Genomic DNA, 17220 nt, shown 5'->3' with positions numbered 1-17220 from the left:
CTGCCGAACGGTGGGCCATCTGAGCCCCGACTTGGAGGCCGAATGCGCAAGATCCTGATCATCGGAATTGGTGCCGGCAATCCCGACTATGTCACGGTCCAGGCGATCAACGCCCTCAACCAGGCCGACGTCTTCTTCATTCCCGACAAGGGGACAGAAAAGGCCGCGCTCGGACGGCTGCGGAAGGACATCTGCGAGCGCTTCATCGAACGATCGGATTATCGCCTGGTTCCGGTGCCGATCCCGGAGCGTGCCCCCGCCGGAACGAATTACCGTGGCAGCGTCGACGAGTGGCATGCGCGTATTGCCCATGACTACGAGGGCCTGTTCACGGAAGAACTCGGGGACGGTGAATGCGGAGCCTTCCTCGTCTGGGGTGATCCGACGCTCTATGACAGCACGCTGCGGATCGTCGAGCATATTCGCGCCAGGGGCTTCGCTCTCGAATACGATGTGATCCCGGGCATCAGCAGCGTGCAGGCCCTTGCGGCGCGACACCGGGTCGCCCTCAACCGGATTGGCGAGCCCGTGCTGATCACCACGGGACGCAAACTGGCGGAAGGCTTTCCCAATAACCTCGATAGTGTGGTCGTCATGCTCGACGGGGACCAGGCCTTCAAGAGTGTCGCGGGTGAAGATCTCGATATCTATTGGGGCGCCTATCTCGGCACCAAGGACGAGATTCTGATCGCCGGAAAGCTCTCGGAGGTGATGGGCGATATCGAGCGCATCCGGCGCGAAGCGCGAGAGGAAAAGGGCTGGATCATGGATACCTATCTGCTTCGGAGACGCGACGAGGACTGAACGGCGCAATCCGCGCATGACGACAAAAGGGTCCTTATGTCTTCGATTGGCCCCGTCGGGTGGATTGCTCCATCGTGTCACTGTCGCGGTTCGCCGGGTTGTTTGCCCGGAGCGAAGAAGGAGAGCCATTGCGCCGGACCACCCGATGGCCGATCTCAGCCGTCGAGAGCGCGGCGGATGGTATCGCGGTCGCGCTGGCTGCCGGATCAGCCCGAGTTGGTCCTGGCTCAGACGTCGATGAACCGCTTTCGCGGGGCTGGCGCCTTGCAATTCGCGAGGCCGCTTTGTAGGCGTTCAAGATAGCCAGAGATCGGCACTCCGCGGGATCTTCGTCTTTGGAATCATTCTGAAATACGGCGCCTATGACCGCCGATCTGCGCTCTTTCCGCCTGGAATGGAAAGGTCGCCAATGCGGCGGACATGGACGGGATGCACTCTCGCGACAGGCTGATATCGGATTGGACGAGGCTGCTCGCGCTGCCTGTTCTGCTCTGCCTTGGCGCCTGCTCGGTCGGCCCCGACTACGTCGCGCCGACGCAGGATCTGCCCACCCAATGGAATGGCGCCGCTTCGGCTGCGCGGCCTCCCGCTCGGTCGGAGTGGTGGCGGCAATTCAAGGATCCTGTGCTGGATGGGCTCGTGACCGAAGCGGTTGCAGGCAATCTCGATGTCGCCCAGGCGAAGGCGCGGATTCGCGAAGCGCGAGCGAGCCGGGTCCAGGCGATCGCGCCGCTGTTTCCTCAGGTCAATGGTTCAGCATCGGCAACGCGTTCGCGTTACGCCACAAGCTCCGATTCAGGGGGCGGCAGCGGCATGAGCAACAGCTTGCGCGCGGGCTTCGACACCTCCTGGGAGCTCGACATCTTCGGCGGGCGCGACCGCGCCGTCGAAGCCGCGACCTATGGCGTCGATGCCGCCGACGATGATCTCGACGGAGTACTGCTGACGCTCATTGGGGATGTCGCTTCGGCTGTCATCGAGGCGCGCGGCTACCAGGCGCGCATTGTGCTTGCCAAGCGGACGGTCGAAACCCAGCGGGTGACCGAGGCACTGACGCGGGTCCGCTTCCAGGCCGGCGATGTCTCGGCGGTCGATACGGCGAGGGCGGTGGCGCAGGTCGCGAGCACCGAGGCGCAGATTCCGGCCCTTGAAACCGCGCTGTCGCAGACCCAGCACCGTATCGCGGTGCTGGTTGGCCGCCCGCCATCCGCTATGGGCTCGCGCTTGACCGGCGCTGCGAAGGTGCCGGCGACGCCCGCGCCACCGCAAGCCGGCGTCCCGGCGGACGTGCTGCGCAACCGGCCGGATGTCCGGCGGGCCGAGCGCAGTCTCGCCCAGGCAACGGCACGGATCGGCCAGGCCGAGGCGGTTCGCTACCCTTCCGTGAGCCTGACCGGCAATATCTCGACCTCGGCGCTGAAGCTCGGCGACCTCGCGAAGAACAGCGCGATCGGCTGGTCGATCGGCCCATCGCTGAGCGTGCCGATCTTCAATGGGGGCGAACTCGCGGCCGCGGTCGATGTGGCGCGCGCCCGGCGCGACCAGTCGGATGCGGCGCTTCGGCTCGCTGTGCTGAGCGCCCTGCAGGATGTCGAGGACGCACTGGTTGGATTGCGGCAGGAGCGACTGCGGCTGGCCAGCCTGTCGACGGCGGCTGCGGCTTCCGGTCAGGCGGCGCAGCTGTCCCAGGCGCTCTACCAGTCGGGCGGCGCCAGCTTCCTCGACGTGCTTGATGCGCAGCGCTCGCAGTATAGCTCCGAGGATTCGCGGATTCAGAGCCAGATCGCGCTGGCGACCCGGTTCATCGCCCTCAACAAGGCGCTTGGCGGTGGCTGGCTCCGGCCGGTCGAGGTCTCCCGCCCGCGCGTCGAGGATCCGCCGCAGGGGCCCCGCCTGCGTGCTGTCTCCCTGGAGGTCCCGAGCCCATGACGTCGCGCCGTGCCTTCATGCTGCTGCTTGTCCTGGGCATGCTGGGGGCGGGTGGCTATGCCCTGCGCTCGCAGCAGGCGCCGCAGCCGGCCGCGATTCAACTGCCGACGGTCGCCGCCACGATGGGCGATGTCGAAGAGGTCGTGCTGGCCAGCGGCGCGCTGGAGCCGATCCGGCAGGTGAGCGTCGGCGCGCAGGTCTCCGGCCGGYTGATCTCGCTTAAGCTGGCCCTGGGCCAGAACGTGAGCGAGGGCGACCTGATCGCCGAGATCGATGGCGTCACCCAGCAGAATGAACTGCGCTCGGCCGAGGCCGAGCTCGCCGTGCTGCAGGCGCAGCGCGAGGAGCGCCTGGCCAGCCTCGCCTATGCCGAATCCGTGCTTGCCCGTCAGAAGCAGATGCTCGGCCAGAACGCGGTCTCCCGCGACAATTACGAATCGGCCGAGATGACGGTGCGCACGACCCGCGCCCAGATCGCGGCGCTCGACGCCCAGATCATTTCCGGCGGCGTCAAGGTCGAGACTGCCCGCGCCAAGCTCGGCTATACCCGCATCACAGCTCCGGCGGCGGGCACCGCACTGGCCATCGTGACGCAGGAAGGCCAGACGGTGAACGCGGCGCAATCCGCGCCGACCATCATCGTGCTTGGCGACGTTTCGACCATGACGGTCAAGGCCAAGATCTCGGAAGCAGACGTGCTCAGGGTCAAGGCCGGCCAAGAGGCCCTGTTCAGCGTTCTCGGCGCGCCCGATCGGCGCTTCCCTGGCAGGATCGCCTTTGTCGAACCGGCGCCTGATACGCTGAAGACGCAGAATACGAGCAGCGCCTCGGCCTCTTCGAGCACGAACGCCTCCTCGACTTCCTCGGCGATCTACTACAACGCGCTGTTCGAGGTGCCCAACTCCGACGGAAGGCTGCTGACCTCGATGACGGTCCAGGTAACGGTGGTCGTCGGGCGGATGCGGGGCGTCGTCACCGTGCCGTCCACGGCGATCAGGCGCCGGGGCGGAGAGCCCTGGCTCGATGTCGTCGGGGACGATGGCAAGCCCGCGCCGCGCAAGGTCACGGTTGGGCTAGACAACAAGATCGTCGCGGAAATCTCTTCCGGGCTGAAGGCGGGCGAGCGTGTCGTCATCGCGCACACGGGCTCCCCCGCAGCGGCCCGCCGCATGCGTGGCCCGCTCGGGTTCTGACCGCATGGGCGTGCCGCTGATCAGGCTGAGTGGGGTCCGGCGCGATTTTGGCGCAGGCGAAGCGGCGATTGCGGCGCTTGACGGGGCCGAGTTGACCATCGAGGCCGGCGAGATGGTTGCGATCGTCGGACCGTCGGGCTCGGGCAAATCCACCCTGATGAATATCATCGGCTGCCTCGACCGGCCGACCGGCGGTGTCTACGCGATTGACGGCCGCCCGACGCGCGATCTCGGGCCGGACGAGCTGGCACGGCTGCGGCGTGAATATTTCGGCTTCGTCTTTCAGCGCTATCATCTGCTGTCGGAACTGACCGCGCTCGCCAATGTCGAGGTGCCGGCGATCTACGCAGGGGTTGCCGCCGAGCCGCGGCGCAATCGGGCAGCCGCCTTGCTCGACCGGCTCGGCCTCGGGGCCCGGAAGACGCATCGCCCGGCCGAGATGTCGGGCGGCCAGCAGCAGCGGGTTTCGATCGCGCGGGCCCTGATGAACGGGGCCCGGGTCATCCTTGCAGACGAGCCGACCGGCGCACTCGACCGCAAGAGCGGCGAGGAGATGCTGACCCTGCTCGAGGAACTCGGCCGCGAGGGCCACACGATCATTCTTGTCACTCATGACATGAACGTCGCGGCCCGAGCCGACCGCATTATCGAGCTTAGCGACGGCCGGATCATCTCCGATCGGAGGACCCGCCCGACGCTCGTTTCCAAGGCGAACCCGGTGCTGGACGTGCCGCGGGGTGGCTCGTGGCGGGCCGCGTTCGGCCGGCTGCGCGAGGCCTTCGGCATGGCCCTCCTGTCGATGCGCGCCCATAAGCTGCGCTCCGCGCTGACCATGCTCGGCATCGTCATCGGCATCGCCTCTGTCGTCAGCGTGGTGGCGCTGGGGGAGGGCTCGCGCCAGCAGGTTCTCGCCAATATCGCCGGGCTCGGCACCAACACTCTCGAGATCTACCCCGGAGCCACGATCGGCGACCGCCGCTCGGGCCAGATCAAGACCCTGACAGTCGCCGATGCCCATATCCTCGCAAGTCAGCCCTATGCCGAAGGCGTCACACCGACCGTGTCGACGAATGCCACGCTGCGTTTCGGCTCCGCCGAGGCATCGGGATTGGTCATGGGCGTCGGCGAGCAGTATTTCGCGGTCACGGGCGGCGTCCTGGCCCAGGGCCGGCTCTTCGACGCGGACGACGTCCGGCGGCTCTCGCAGGATGTGGTCATCGACCAGAACACTGTCAGTGCCCTGTTCGCGCGGACCGGCCAGGACCCGATCGGCAGCGTCATCCTGATCGGCTCGGTCCCTGCCCGCGTGATCGGAGTGATGCGGCCCCAGCAGAGCGGCTTCGGCGCCAGCCTGAACCCGCAGGTCTACCTGCCTTACACCACCGTCCAGGGCCGTTTCCTCGGGGATCTCTCGCTGCGCAGCATCATCCTGCGCGTCAATGACGACACACCGATGGAGTCGGCGCAGAGCGCCGTCACCGAGTTGTTGACGCATCGCCACCGCGCCGAGGATTTCTTTATCCGGAACAATGACGCAATCCGTCAGGCGATCACCAGCAACAACGCGACCTTCGCGCTGCTGATCGCCTCGATCGCCGTGATCTCCCTGCTCGTCGGCGGTATCGGCGTGATGAATATCATGCTGGTCTCGGTGATCGAGCGCACCGGCGAGATCGGCCTGCGCATGGCCGTGGGCGCGCGCCGCGGCGACATCCTCCAGCAGTTCCTGATCGAGGCCTCTCTGGTCTGCTTCATCGGGGGCGTGCTCGGTATCGCTCTGGCGCTCTCCATCGGCTGGGGATTCGCGCTCTCCGGCTCGCCGGTTCGCTTCATCTACTCGGCCGAGGCCTTCGCGGCAGCGATTGCCTGCTCGACGCTGATCGGTGTCGGCTTCGGATTCCTGCCGGCGCGCAATGCCGCGGGTCTCGACCCGGTCGAGGCCCTGGCCCGAGGCGCCTGAGGCTCTTACTGGAAGCCTGCGGCCTGCAACGCGAACAGCTCGGCGTAGCGCCCGTGCAGCGCGATGAGCTCCTCATGGCTGCCGCTTTCGAGGATGGCGCCATTCTCCAGCACCAGGATGCGGTCGGCCATCCGGACGGTCGCGAAGCGGTGCGAGATCAGCAATGCGGTCTTCGCCTCGCTCAGATTGCGGAAGCGTTCGAAGATCTCCGCTTCAGCGCGGGCATCCAGCGCTGCGGTCGGCTCGTCGAGAACCAGGATCGCTGCGTCGCGGAAATAGGCTCTGGCAATCGCGATCTTCTGCCATTCGCCCCCCGAGAGATCGAGCCCCCGCGCAAAGACGCGGCCCAGCATCTGCTCGTAGCCCTCCGGCAGCGTCTCGATCAGCGGATGGGCGAGGCTCTTCTGCGCGGCGTCGATGACCCGCGGACGATCGCTGAGGCAGCCGACCCGCCCAATGCCGATATTCTCTGCGGCGGTCATGTGATAGCGCACGAAATCCTGGAAGATGGCGCCGATCTGGTGCTGCAGGTCGGCGATGCCGATATCGCGGATGTCGATGCCGTCGACGAGGATGCGGCCCTCGTCCGGCTCGTAGAGCCTGGTCAGCAGCTTGACGATCGTGGTCTTACCGGCCCCGTTTTCACCGACGAGAGCAAGTGTCTCGCCGACGGTAATGGAGAAACTGAGATCGCGCAGCGCCCAGGCATCCTTGCCGGGATAACGGAATCCGACCTTGTCGAAGACGATACCCTGCCGCATCGGCACCGGAAATGGTCTTGGATTCGGTGGGGCGACCATCGTCGAGCGGAGATCCATGAACGAGAAGAAATCATCGAGATACTGGGTCAGCGACGTGATCTGGGTCAGGCCGAGGATCAGCCGCTCGAACAGGCCGTTCAGCCGCAGCAACGAGCCGGCGAGAAAGGTGAGATCGCCGATGCCGAGTTCACCCTTCAGGGCGCGCCAGGCGATGACGGCATAGGCAGCGTAATAGGCCAACGAGGCGATTGCCCCAAACAGACTGCCCCAGAGCGTACGCCGAGCCGCGAGATCGCGATTGCCACGATGGACCTTGTCGGCGAGTTCGGCAAAGCGGCCCGCCAGGTAGGCGCCGAGCCCGAACAGCTTCATCTCCTTGGCGGATTCGGCCGCTGAACCGACGATCTGGATGTAATCCATTTGCCGGCGCTCGGACGTGACCGAGACGTTCAGCCCATAACCCTTTGCATTGAAATGCGCTTCACCGGCGAGCGTTGGCAGGAGTGCGAGCAACAGCAGAATGATCAGCAGGGGCGCATAGGAGAACAGGCCGATGACAAACAGGATGAGCGAGACGAAATCCTGAGCCTGGCTCAGCAGGGAGGTCAGCAGCTGGTTACCCATGAAGCGCTGGGTGCGGGCCCGCTGCAGCCTGTCCTGCGCAGAGCTGGCCTCGATGTCGCGCAGATCCAGGCTCGCCACCTGCTTGATGAGCGCGACACCGAGCGCATTATCATGGCGCTCGGTCAGGACCCTTTCCACGAAGGCTCCGATGCGCGCGAGCGCATTTGCCGCCGCGACGAGCAGAAACTCGAGCAAGAGCCAGCCGGCGACCGCGCTCAGGCGCCCGCTGTCCACCCAGTCCGCCAGCGTCGGTCCAGGAGCTGGTGAGGCGGTCTGGAGGATGATCTCGTCGACGATCAGCTTGCCGATGAAGAGCACGAGCGGCGGCTGAGCGGCGCGCAGCAGGCGCAAGACGATGATCGTGGCCGACAGCGCGGGACTCGTCTGCCAGAACGAGTGCAGCAGCCGGGGCAGCAGGGCCAAGGTCCGGAAACGCTGGCGTAGCGCTGGCCCAGCGGAGAACGAGGCGGCGGTCATCTGACGAACTCTGATGGAGCCGCAACGATCGGACCGCAGCAGCAAGGATGGCAGCTTCGGGACATTCTAAGCCTCTGCAAGCTCGCCGCGGCGCTCGTCAGAGGCTCCGGCACAAGAGCCGTCGCGTCTCGACAGGTGGATTGCGCGATGGTCGTCCAGGCCCAAGGGCGGCCGGTGCGCGATCAGGATGAACGTCGCCAGCGGCAAGTCCTGGCGCAAGGTCGCGAGCAGATCGCGTTCGGCTGCCGGGTCGAGCGCACTGGTCGCCTCGTCGAGCACGATCCAGTCCGGCTTCTGGAGATGGATACGGGCAAGCGCCAGCCGCTGGCGCTCGCCGCCGGACAGGCCGCGGCGCGCGTCGTTCCAGGTCGGCTCGTCGATTTCCCACAACTGGACCATGCCGACGGCCTCCAGGGCTCGCTCATAGTCCTCGGCCCGATGGGTCTCAGGGGAGGCGGGATAGGCCAATGCTCCCCGCAGCCCGCCGAGGGGCAGGTAGGGCTGCTGCGGCAGGAAGACCATTTTGGCATCCGGCCGTTCGATTTGCCCCGTGCCATGCCGCCACAACCCGGCAAGGGCCTTCACCAGGGCGCTCTTGCCATGCCCGGAGGGCGCTGAAATCCAATACGTCCCGCCTGCTTCAAGCCTGATCTCGGGGAGGGGCTCGAGGGCGCGGCCGTCGGGGACGCGGAGGGCGACATCCTGCAGCAGGATCCGGTTCTCCTGTCCCGTGACGAGCGCTGGCCGCGGCGCGTCCACGTTGTCCTCGGCTGCTCCGAGGAAATAACTCAGGCGGCTGGCCGATGCCGCGAGCTCGGCAAGATCGCGATAGGAGAAGATGAACCAGGAAAGCGTGGTCACGACGTTCTGGAAGGCCGAGCCGATCTGCATCAAACCGCCGAAGGTGACGCGCCCGGCCAGGAAGGCCGGCAACGCCAGGAAGAGCGGGATGCGCAGGACCGTCTGCATATAGGGCCTGGTGAAGCAGCCGAGGATCAACTCGCGATTGGCGAGGCCGCGCCAGTTCTGGATGATCGCGCCGAAGCGCTCCGAGAGCAGGCGCCGTTCGGCCGCCTCGCCATTCGCCAGAGCGACGGCCTCGACATGCTCGCGCAGCCGCGTCAATGCGAAGCGGAAATCGGCCTCGCGGCGCTGCTGCTCGAAGGCGAGGGATTTCAACGGCTTGCCGAGCCAATGCGTCAGGCCGCTCGAGATCGCGACGTAGAGCGGCGCAGCCCAGACCATGTAGCGCGGGATCTCGATCGCGATGCCTCCAACCGTGAAGGCGAGGGCAAAGGTCGAGAGCGACCACAGGATCGCGAAGAAGGAGACCAGCGCGACGATGTTGGTGATGAGCTCGATCGCCTCTCCGGTGAGCTTGTCGACAAAGATGCGGCAGTCTTCGGCGATGCGCTGGTCCGGGTTGTCGAGGCCGTTATCCGTGCGGTCGCGCAGATGCCAATAGGCCTTGTTGGAGAGCCAGCGGTCGAGCGCGGCTTCGGTCAGCGAGCGGCGCCAGCGGATCTGCAGCATCTTGCGCAGGTAGCTGCCACTCAGGAACAGGCTCACGCTGATGGCGATCAGCCCGAAGAACACCGCGATCTGGCGCAGTGTCGCATCGACATCGAGCTTCTGCAGCGCGTTGTAGAAATCCGCCGTCCAGGCGATCAGGCGGACAGAAACCTGAACCCCGGCCAAGCCGAGCCCGAGCACGAGCGCGAAATAGACCAATCCGGCCCGCCCGCCCGGCCCGCTGATGCAGAGCCGGGTCAACAGCGTGATCTGCGAGATGATCCTGGTCACGAAGAGGCCCTGGGCGAACTGCGTCGCGGCGAGGGCGGTTCCGGCGTGTCGAGCCTGAAGATCGCGTCGCCAATGCCTTTCAGGCTTTCCTGGTCATGGCTGGCACAGTCGGTCGGCAACAGCACAGCCAGATCATCGATGCCGAGATCGCGGAGCTGATAGGGCGTGCCATGGCCGTATTCGAGATGGCCGCGCCCGATGATACCGATGACGAGCGGGTTGTCTTGTGCCTTTGCCAGATGATCGGCGATGCCGCAGGCGAAGGCGCGATCCCAGGTCTGCTGGGCTCGAATGAAGCGATCGAAGCGGTCCGGCTCCATGGCGCGTGGGCGATCTGGCCCGGCGAAACCGCTCATGATTCCGGCGAGATAGCGCCGGTACCCCTCCGTCGCGGGGGCAGGCGGCGTCACGCCATCGCGCTCTTCGATGGGAATCGCATCCCAACCGACCTGGCCGACACGCGTGACCAGCGGCCGATGGCAGTTGAGTGCGAGCATCGGCACGCGCTGCTGTCGGCAGAAATGGAAGAGCGGCAGGTAGAGCTCGGGATCGAAACCCCAGACCTGTGCCCATTCCGACCGCTCCAGGAAGGTCGCGGTGTCCATCTCGCCCTCGACCCAGGCGTCGAGCACCGGCTGGAGCCGACGTGGGAACATCTCGAAACCGACCGCCATCTGCGGCCGCAGCGTATGCAGGAACGCCGTGACATGGAGCTGCCAGCGATGGATCTCGGCGATGTCATGGCTCTCGCCGAGCAGCACGACGCGCTTCTGCGCCATCGTCCGCATCAGGTCGTACTGGGCAATGGCCTCGCCGGTCTCGGGCAAGAGCCAGGTCGCGCGCCGATGAGCCAGGGTCACGGATCCGGCGGTGGGGGAGGGTTCAGCCATGGGGATTGCCGAGCGGAACGCCGTCGAAGGCCGCGGCCGGGCCGCGCAGCACGAGGCCGAACGGCTGGCCGTCGGAATCATGCGCTGCAAGCTCGACCTCCGATCCGGCGACCTGCCGCAGCCAGCTTGCGACCGCACCAGCGCGCAAGTGAAGGTGGAAGTCGCCCTGCATGATGTTGACGAAGCCCATGGCCGGCTTCGGCTCTGGCAGCGCACCTCCCCAATGCTGGGCCAGGCCCGGTTTCGTGAAATCGATCGAGATCGGCACGCCATTGCGCAGGATCGCGGCGAAGGTCGCGGCACCGAGATCATCCTCGGGCACATCAGGCGATCCGCCGCCGGCAGCGCTCTCGCGCTCGACCGGCTCCAGGGCCTCACCGGCGCCGAATGGGGCAAGCGCCTTGTCGAAGAGCTCCAACCCGTCGAGCCCGATCAGGCTGAACAACACCTCGCCGGCGGCGTCCTGGCACTCGAGCCTGGGCAGCACCCGGTCGCGCATCTTGCTGGTGCGGTCCGCGACCAGCCGGGTCACGACCGCAAGATCGAGCGTGCTGTCGTGGAACTCGCCTGCGAGGCGCGCCCTGGTCCCGTCGATCGAGACGGTGCCGACCACGCCCATGCGCTCATGCGTCGCGCCGCCGGAGCGTGCGCTCAGCATGACGCGGCCCATGGCGGGCAGGCTTGCCAGGATTTCGGCCGAGGGTTGCTTCAGCAGTTCGCGGGGATGTGTGGTGCTTGTCATAAGGGGGCTCCAAGGAAAGGATGCGACGCTCCGGGGTCTCGCTCGGAGCGTCGCGTGACCAACCGCGCTTGTCACAGCGGCGGCCCGTCAATCGGGTGGCGCTAGGTCCGCTGCGTCTCAGAACTCAACCGAGGCTGCGAGCTTGAAGGTACGGCCCGCCGCGGTCTGCAGTTCGAGCGGGTTGGTCGCGGCGACTGCGGCCGAAGCCGGAACCTTGTCGAAATTATAGACGTTCGAGAAATAGCGGCGGTCGAAGATGTTCTGCACGCCGCCGCGGACCGTGATGTACGAGGTCGGCTTCCAGTTCAGGAAGGCATCGAACACGGTGTAGCCCGCCGGCTTGAAGATGGTCGGCGCGCTGGCGCGGGTGACGCCCGCCCCCAAGGTTCCGATGACCTCGGCCTCCAGCCCATATTCGGGCATCAGGTATTTCAGCCCGGCGACAGCGGTAAACGGGGTGATCGAGTTATACGGCGTGGTCAATGCGCCAGCATCCGCTTTTTGCGTGCCGTATTGGTAGCTCAACGCGACATTGGCGAGCCAGCGCTCGTGGAATTTCCACTCGGCCGATGCCTCGATACCGGAAATCTTGACGCTCGAGAGGTTGCGATAGGTCAGATCGGTCGAACCGAGGATCGGCGCGAAGTTCTGAATGAAGTCCTTGTAATCGGCATGGAAGACGCCGACCGAGAACCAGCCATTGTCGAAGCGGCCGCGGATGCCGGCTTCGTAGGACGTGACGCTCTCGGGCTTGAGATCCGGGTTCGGGATCAGGTTCTGGGTGCCCATCGGCAGCGACGTATAGAGCTGCTGCGCGGTCGGCATCTTGAAGCCCTGGGCGTAGCGGGCATAGAGTGAATAGGTCTCGTCGAGCTTGAAGATCGTGCCGACCTGCGGGATCAGCTTATGCGAGTCGATCTCGCGCGGAGCCTTGCCCGGCACGATGACGTAGCCTGGCCCAATGCTCGGGTCGATCTTGTAATTGGCGTAACGGACGCCCGGCGTGATCGTCCAGCGACCGTTTAGCAATTCGATTTCGTCCTGCAGATAGAAATCGTAGCGCGTCGTCGTCGCGTTGGCGAAGTTGAAGCCGCCTGCAATCGTCGTGGTGGTGACGCCGGTCGACATGTTCCGGACGTCGTCGCGACGCTCATAATCGGTCTTGGTGACGTCGCCCTGGAACCCGTAGGTCAGCCTGTGGAAGCTCGAGCCGAGCGCGAAGCTCGACTTGGCCTGGATGTCGAGCTGGGAGAATTGTTCGGAATAGTCGAGGAAGCCGCGGGTGAAACGCTGCTGGCTGTTGGTCTGCGTCTGGTAGCGATTATTGGTGACCTCACGCTTCTGTGGCGAGAACGATGCCTGCCAGCGGATCGAGTCGAGGAAGCTCGTGCCGACATCCCATTGATGCTCGAAGGCGATGCGCTGGCGTGACTTCACTTCATCTCGGATATAGGGTCCGTTGCGGAGACCAGACGCCAAGACATTGTAGTCCCAGAGCTGATTTACCTTTGAGCTGTTGTCGAAATACTCTCCGGTCAGCTTGAACGTATGGTCTGTCGTCGGCGAGAAGACGATCTTGCCGAAGGCGTTCCAAACCGTGCTGTCGAGCGGGTTCAGCGTGTCGCAGCCGAGATAGCGCAGGCTCGGCACGGGGCAGCCCCAGCGGCCGCCATCGGCCCGGGCACGGCTGAGTTTGGCCTCCTCCGCCGTCTTCTGGCTCAGGCCGACAATGGCCTCGAGGGCAGGGGTGAGCCTGAAGGCCGCAATGCCGGTCTTGGTGAAGGAGCGGTCGAAACTGTCATACCCGGCATCGAGACGTACGGCATACGGCTTGTCCTTGCCTTTCAGCAGGTCCTGGGGATCGAGCGTACGATAGGCGACGATGCCGCCCAGAGCATCGGCGCCCCAGAGCACGGAGCCCGGGCCACGCACGATCTCGACGCTCTTCAGGAAGGGCATCTCGACAAAGTTGCGATTGCCATCAGTGATGCGCTCGATCACACGCGATCCATCGACCTGCATCTGGACGCGGTTGCCGCCGACCCCCCGGATCGTGAAGCCATCGAGGTTGCCGAACGGGTCGGTGCCGCTGGTGAGGCGGTTGACGCTGACGCCCGGCTGGTAGCGGACGAGGTCCTGCATGTCGCGCGTCATGCGCTCGTCGAGTTCCTGCCGTGAGATAACGTTCACGACGCCGGGAACATCGAGAACCTGCTTTTCACCGCGTGTCGCCGTGACCGTAATCTGGTCGAGCGTGAACGCCGGTGACGCACTGCCGCCATCTGCGATCGCTTGAGAGTAACAAATCGTGCTTTGAAGGATTGTAAAAAGGAAAGTGGCTGAAAAATATGGTTTTGATTTGTTCTTCATTGGAAGATCCCAGTCCATTTGCGGGTGGATGTAGTCCGCTGGTACTAGGATTCGCAATTGTAAATTTGACACAGTGTTTTCTGATGTACTTTTGTAGTGAATTACATGCAATCTATAATAGATATAGATTCTAATTATTCTACTTTAGCAATTGCGCGGGGAACTGCTTGCGCCGCATCGCCTGCGCGCGACCAGGGTACACCCCGCCGTCGGGGGCAGCGTCAGTCGGCGCAGATAGCGACATGGAGACATAAAGATGTCTTTATATTCCCATTGACTGCGGCGAGCATTTGGACCTAGGTTGGGGTGTCGTGGTTCTCTGGGTCTGTTTGCCCGGAGCTAAGAGGGAAGCCGGTGCGTCGAGGTCGCTATTGACCTGGGCAAGGCCGGCGCTGCCCCCGCAACTGTAAGCGGTGAGCCGCTGTCCAAGATGTGTCACTGAGGCCGGCAAGGTCTCGGGAAGGCCGGACAGCAGCGATGACCCGTGAGCCAGGAGACCTGCCTCGACGAACTGAACGTCCTCGGGCGGGGTGTCCCGGTGGAGCGCTTTGCGATTGCGCAGGCTCTTCGCCGGCGGAATCCTGGACGCGTCCGCTTTGGCCTTTGCTCCCAACTTCTGGGGTAAGCCTATGTCATCTTCACTTCCTGTCGCGACCCTTGGGACGCCGCGCATTGGTCCGCGCCGCGAACTCAAACTCGCTCTCGAAAGCTATTGGTCGGGCAAGTCGACCGAAAGGGACCTGCTCGACACCGCCGCCGCATTGCGCGCCGCCAACTGGGCCCGCCAGAAGGCACGCGGCGTCACCGTCATCCCGTCGAACGACTTTTCGTTCTACGATCAGGTGCTGGACATCAGCGTGATGGTCGGCGCGATTCCCGAGATCTATGGCTGGAAGGGTGGTCCGGTCGGGCTGGCGACCTATTTCGCCATGGCGCGAGGTGCGCAAAGCGAGACCGAGCCGCACACCTCCTGCGGCCATGCCCACCACGACCACGAGCATTCCCACGGCGCCCCGGCGCAGGAAATGACCAAGTGGTTCGACACCAACTACCACTACATGGTGCCCGAATTCGCGACCGGACAGCGCTTCGCACTGTCCTCGCTCAAGGCGGTCGACGAGTATCGTGAGGCCAAGTCACTCGGCTACGACACCCGCCCCGTTCTGCTTGGGCCGGTCACCTATCTGAAACTCGGCAAGAGCAAGGACGCCAGCCTCGATCCGCTCTCGCTGCTCGGCGAGTTGCTGCCGGTCTATATCGATGTGCTGCGCCGCCTTTCCGCCAATGGTGCCGAATGGGTCCAGATCGACGAGCCTTGTCTGGTGCTCGATCTCGACGAGGCCGCCCGCGACGCCCTGCGCCGGACCTATGCCACCATCGCCCATGCCTTGCCGCAGCTGAAGGTCATGCTGACGACCTATTTCGGTGGTCTCGGCGACAATCTCGACACGGCGGTCACGCTGCCTGTCGCAGGCCTTCATCTCGACCTCGTGCGCGCTCCCGCGCAGCTCGAGGAGGTGCTGGCCAAGGCACCGCGCGGGCTCGTGCTGTCGCTCGGCATGATCGATGGCCGCAACATCTGGCGGGCCAACCTGCCGGCGCTGCTCGGCCGGCTCGAGCCGGTGGTCGCCAGGCGCGGCACCGACCATGTCCAGATCGCACCCTCCTGCTCGCTGCTGCACACGCCGATAGATCTCGATCTCGAAACCGATCTCGACTCCGACCTGAAGAGCTGGCTCGCCTTCTCCGTACAGAAGATGGGCGAACTCTCGGTGCTGGGCAAAGCCCTCGCGGGTGGCCGCGACAGCGTCAGGGATGCCCTGGACGCTTCGGCGGCCGCAGCGGCGGCCCGAAAGGCTTCGCCGAAAGTCCACGATGCCGCAGTGGCTGCGCGTGTCGCGGCGGTGACGCCCAGCATGACGGACCGCAAGAGCCCCTTCGCAGCCCGAGCGAAATTGCAGCGCGAACGCTTCAACCTGCCAGCCTTCCCGACGACAACGATCGGCTCCTTTCCGCAGACCGCCGAGGTCCGCAAGGCCCGCTCGGCTCATGCCAAGGGCCTGATCAGCGATGCCGACTATGAGCAATTCCTGCGTGAGGAGACGGAGCGCACGGTGCGCTGGCAGGAGGAGATTGGCCTCGACGTGCTCGTCCATGGCGAGTTCGAGCGCAACGACATGGTGCAGTATTTTGGCGAGCAGCTCGCCGGCTTCGCCTTCACCAAACATGGCTGGGTCCAGAGCTACGGCTCGCGCTGTGTGCGGCCGCCGATCCTGTTCGGCGACGTCTCGCGGCCGCAGCCGATGACGGTCGGCTGGTGGACCTATTCGCAGTCGCTGACGGTGAGGCCGATGAAGGGCATGCTGACCGGGCCCGTGACGATCCTGAACTGGTCTTTCGTCCGCGACGACATCCCGCGCAGTGCCTCCTGCCGCCAGATCGCGCTGGCGATCCGCGACGAGGTCATCGATTTGGAGAAGGCCGGTGCCGCGATGATCCAAATCGACGAGGCGGCGCTGCGCGAGGGGCTGCCGCTGCGCAAGAGCGAGTGGAAGGGCTATCTGGACTGGGCGGTGGGCAGCTTCAGGCTCTGTGCCTCGGGCGTCACCGACGCAACCCAGGTGCACACCCATATGTGCTACTCGGAGTTCAACGACATCATCGACGCGATCGCCGCGATGGACGCCGATGTGATCTCGATCGAGACCTCGCGGTCGAAGATGGAATTGCTCGACGCCTTCAAGACCTATCGCTACCCCAACGAGATCGGTCCCGGCGTCTATGACATCCACTCGCCGCGGGTGCCCGAGGTGGGCGAGATGACGAGCCTGATGAAGCTCGCTCGCCTCCAGCTCGCAGACGAACAGCTCTGGATCAACCCCGATTGCGGCCTGAAGACCCGCAAATGGGAGGAGGTCAGGCCTGCTCTCGTCAATATGGTCGAAGCCGCGCGGCACGTCCGGGCAGCCGCTCGCTGAGCGCCTGAGGCTCGTCGCGGCGGCGCAGGACACCGCCGCGACGTCGCCGTCAAGCCGGCATCGCCTCTCGAAGCTTCTTGGCGGGTCGGGGATCTCTGCACGGGGGGACCGAGGGGACTGCGCATGCAGCTCCATGCCGTACTGTCTTGCGTGAGGTGCCCGACGCTCGTTTGCGCCTTGGCAATTGACGCAGCCAACAGCGGTGCTATCCAAACGTCAGGAGGGCAGCCCTTGTCCGCGTGGCGCCAGAGAGCAGAATCGAGCCGTTGGGTCGCGGTCGCCGTGGCCTATCTGCTCGTGCTCCAGGTGGTTCTGACAGGGCTCGCGTCGGGTGCCAATGCTGCGAGTATCGCTCTCGATCGCACTCTGGCCATAACGCTTTGCTCGCCGGGGGCTTCTTCACCGAGTGACACGACCGACCGCGGCACGGCGCAGCATGATCTGATGAGCGGCTGCGCGCTCGGTTGCTCTCATCCAGCCCAAGCGAATGTGCCGTCAGCAATCGGCTTTCTGCCAGTTGTCTATCGGATCGTCGACCTGAACGCCTTGATCCGGCATCTCGACGCGCCTCATGGCTTTGTCGCCGGCCGATCGCCCGCCAATCCCCGCGCACCGCCGGTCTGAGCCCTGAGCAAGCCGCCATGCGTTCGCGCATGGATGGCCGCTCTGTTGCGCGACCTCGGCTTCAA

Annotated in this window: 11 protein-coding genes and 1 riboswitch; of the genes, 6 read left to right on the top strand and 5 right to left on the bottom strand. The window is 65.1% G+C overall.

Going from position 1 to position 17220, the window contains the following annotated elements; translation table 11 throughout:
* Nucleotides 1-42: 42 nt before the first annotated feature.
* The 4 genes from cobF to AC1DW9_RS02285 all read left to right on the top strand — a co-directional run bounded on the left by cobF (nucleotide 43) and on the right by AC1DW9_RS02285 (nucleotide 5886).
* Nucleotides 43-804: a precorrin-6A synthase (deacetylating) gene (gene cobF / locus AC1DW9_RS02300; protein ID WP_476776536.1), complete on the top strand. Its 762-nt coding sequence runs from the start codon at nucleotides 43-45 to the stop codon at nucleotides 802-804.
* Nucleotides 805-1233: 429 nt separating this feature from the next.
* Nucleotides 1234-2733: an efflux transporter outer membrane subunit gene (locus AC1DW9_RS02295; RefSeq protein ID WP_476776535.1), complete on the top strand. Its 1500-nt coding sequence runs from the start codon at nucleotides 1234-1236 to the stop codon at nucleotides 2731-2733.
* Nucleotides 2730-3926: an efflux RND transporter periplasmic adaptor subunit gene (locus AC1DW9_RS02290; RefSeq protein ID WP_476776534.1), complete on the top strand. Its 1197-nt coding sequence runs from the start codon at nucleotides 2730-2732 to the stop codon at nucleotides 3924-3926. The genes AC1DW9_RS02295 and AC1DW9_RS02290 overlap by 4 nt, the downstream gene beginning before the upstream one ends.
* Nucleotides 3927-3930: 4 nt before the next feature.
* Entirely contained in the window at nucleotides 3931-5886 is a 1956-nt protein-coding gene (locus AC1DW9_RS02285) for a MacB family efflux pump subunit (RefSeq protein ID WP_476776533.1), read from the top strand.
* Nucleotides 5887-5891: 5 nt separating this feature from the next.
* Here the strand turns inward: AC1DW9_RS02285 and AC1DW9_RS02280 are convergent, their stop codons facing one another.
* The 5 genes from AC1DW9_RS02280 to AC1DW9_RS02260 form a co-directional block, all read right to left on the bottom strand.
* A complete protein-coding gene (locus AC1DW9_RS02280) occupies nucleotides 5892-7748 on the bottom strand; it encodes an ABC transporter ATP-binding protein (protein ID WP_476776532.1) in 1857 nt (618 codons plus the stop codon).
* A gap of 66 nt (nucleotides 7749-7814) precedes the next feature.
* The gene (locus AC1DW9_RS02275) at nucleotides 7815-9551 is read right to left on the bottom strand and encodes an ABC transporter ATP-binding protein/permease (RefSeq protein ID WP_476776531.1); all 1737 of its coding nucleotides are present in this window, start codon (nucleotides 9549-9551) and stop codon (nucleotides 7815-7817) included.
* Complete coding sequence (locus tag AC1DW9_RS02270; RefSeq protein ID WP_476776530.1) at nucleotides 9548-10441, bottom strand: ChaN family lipoprotein; 894 nt, start codon at nucleotides 10439-10441, stop codon at nucleotides 9548-9550. The genes AC1DW9_RS02275 and AC1DW9_RS02270 overlap by 4 nt, the downstream gene beginning before the upstream one ends.
* A complete protein-coding gene (locus AC1DW9_RS02265) occupies nucleotides 10434-11183 on the bottom strand; it encodes a hypothetical protein (protein ID WP_441507802.1) in 750 nt (249 codons plus the stop codon). The genes AC1DW9_RS02270 and AC1DW9_RS02265 overlap by 8 nt, the downstream gene beginning before the upstream one ends.
* A gap of 117 nt (nucleotides 11184-11300) precedes the next feature.
* Nucleotides 11301-13553: a TonB-dependent hemoglobin/transferrin/lactoferrin family receptor gene (locus AC1DW9_RS02260; RefSeq protein WP_476776529.1), complete on the bottom strand. Its 2253-nt coding sequence runs from the start codon at nucleotides 13551-13553 to the stop codon at nucleotides 11301-11303.
* A gap of 295 nt (nucleotides 13554-13848) precedes the next feature.
* A riboswitch (cobalamin riboswitch) is annotated at nucleotides 13849-14073 on the top strand.
* 109 nt (nucleotides 14074-14182) lie between these two features.
* On the opposite strand from AC1DW9_RS02260, the gene metE reads away from it, so the two are divergent.
* The gene (metE, locus tag AC1DW9_RS02255; protein WP_476776528.1) at nucleotides 14183-16531 is read left to right on the top strand and encodes a 5-methyltetrahydropteroyltriglutamate--homocysteine S-methyltransferase; all 2349 of its coding nucleotides are present in this window, start codon (nucleotides 14183-14185) and stop codon (nucleotides 16529-16531) included.
* A 231-nt stretch (nucleotides 16532-16762) separates the two neighbouring features.
* Entirely contained in the window at nucleotides 16763-17155 is a 393-nt protein-coding gene (locus tag AC1DW9_RS02250; RefSeq protein WP_476776527.1) for a hypothetical protein, read from the top strand.
* Nucleotides 17156-17220: the final 65 nt, after the last annotated feature.

This window comes from Allobosea sp. P4_E12, assembly GCF_056401655.1.
The sequence above is the reverse complement of the archived record's forward strand: the minus strand, read 5'-3'. Positions and strand labels throughout refer to the sequence as shown.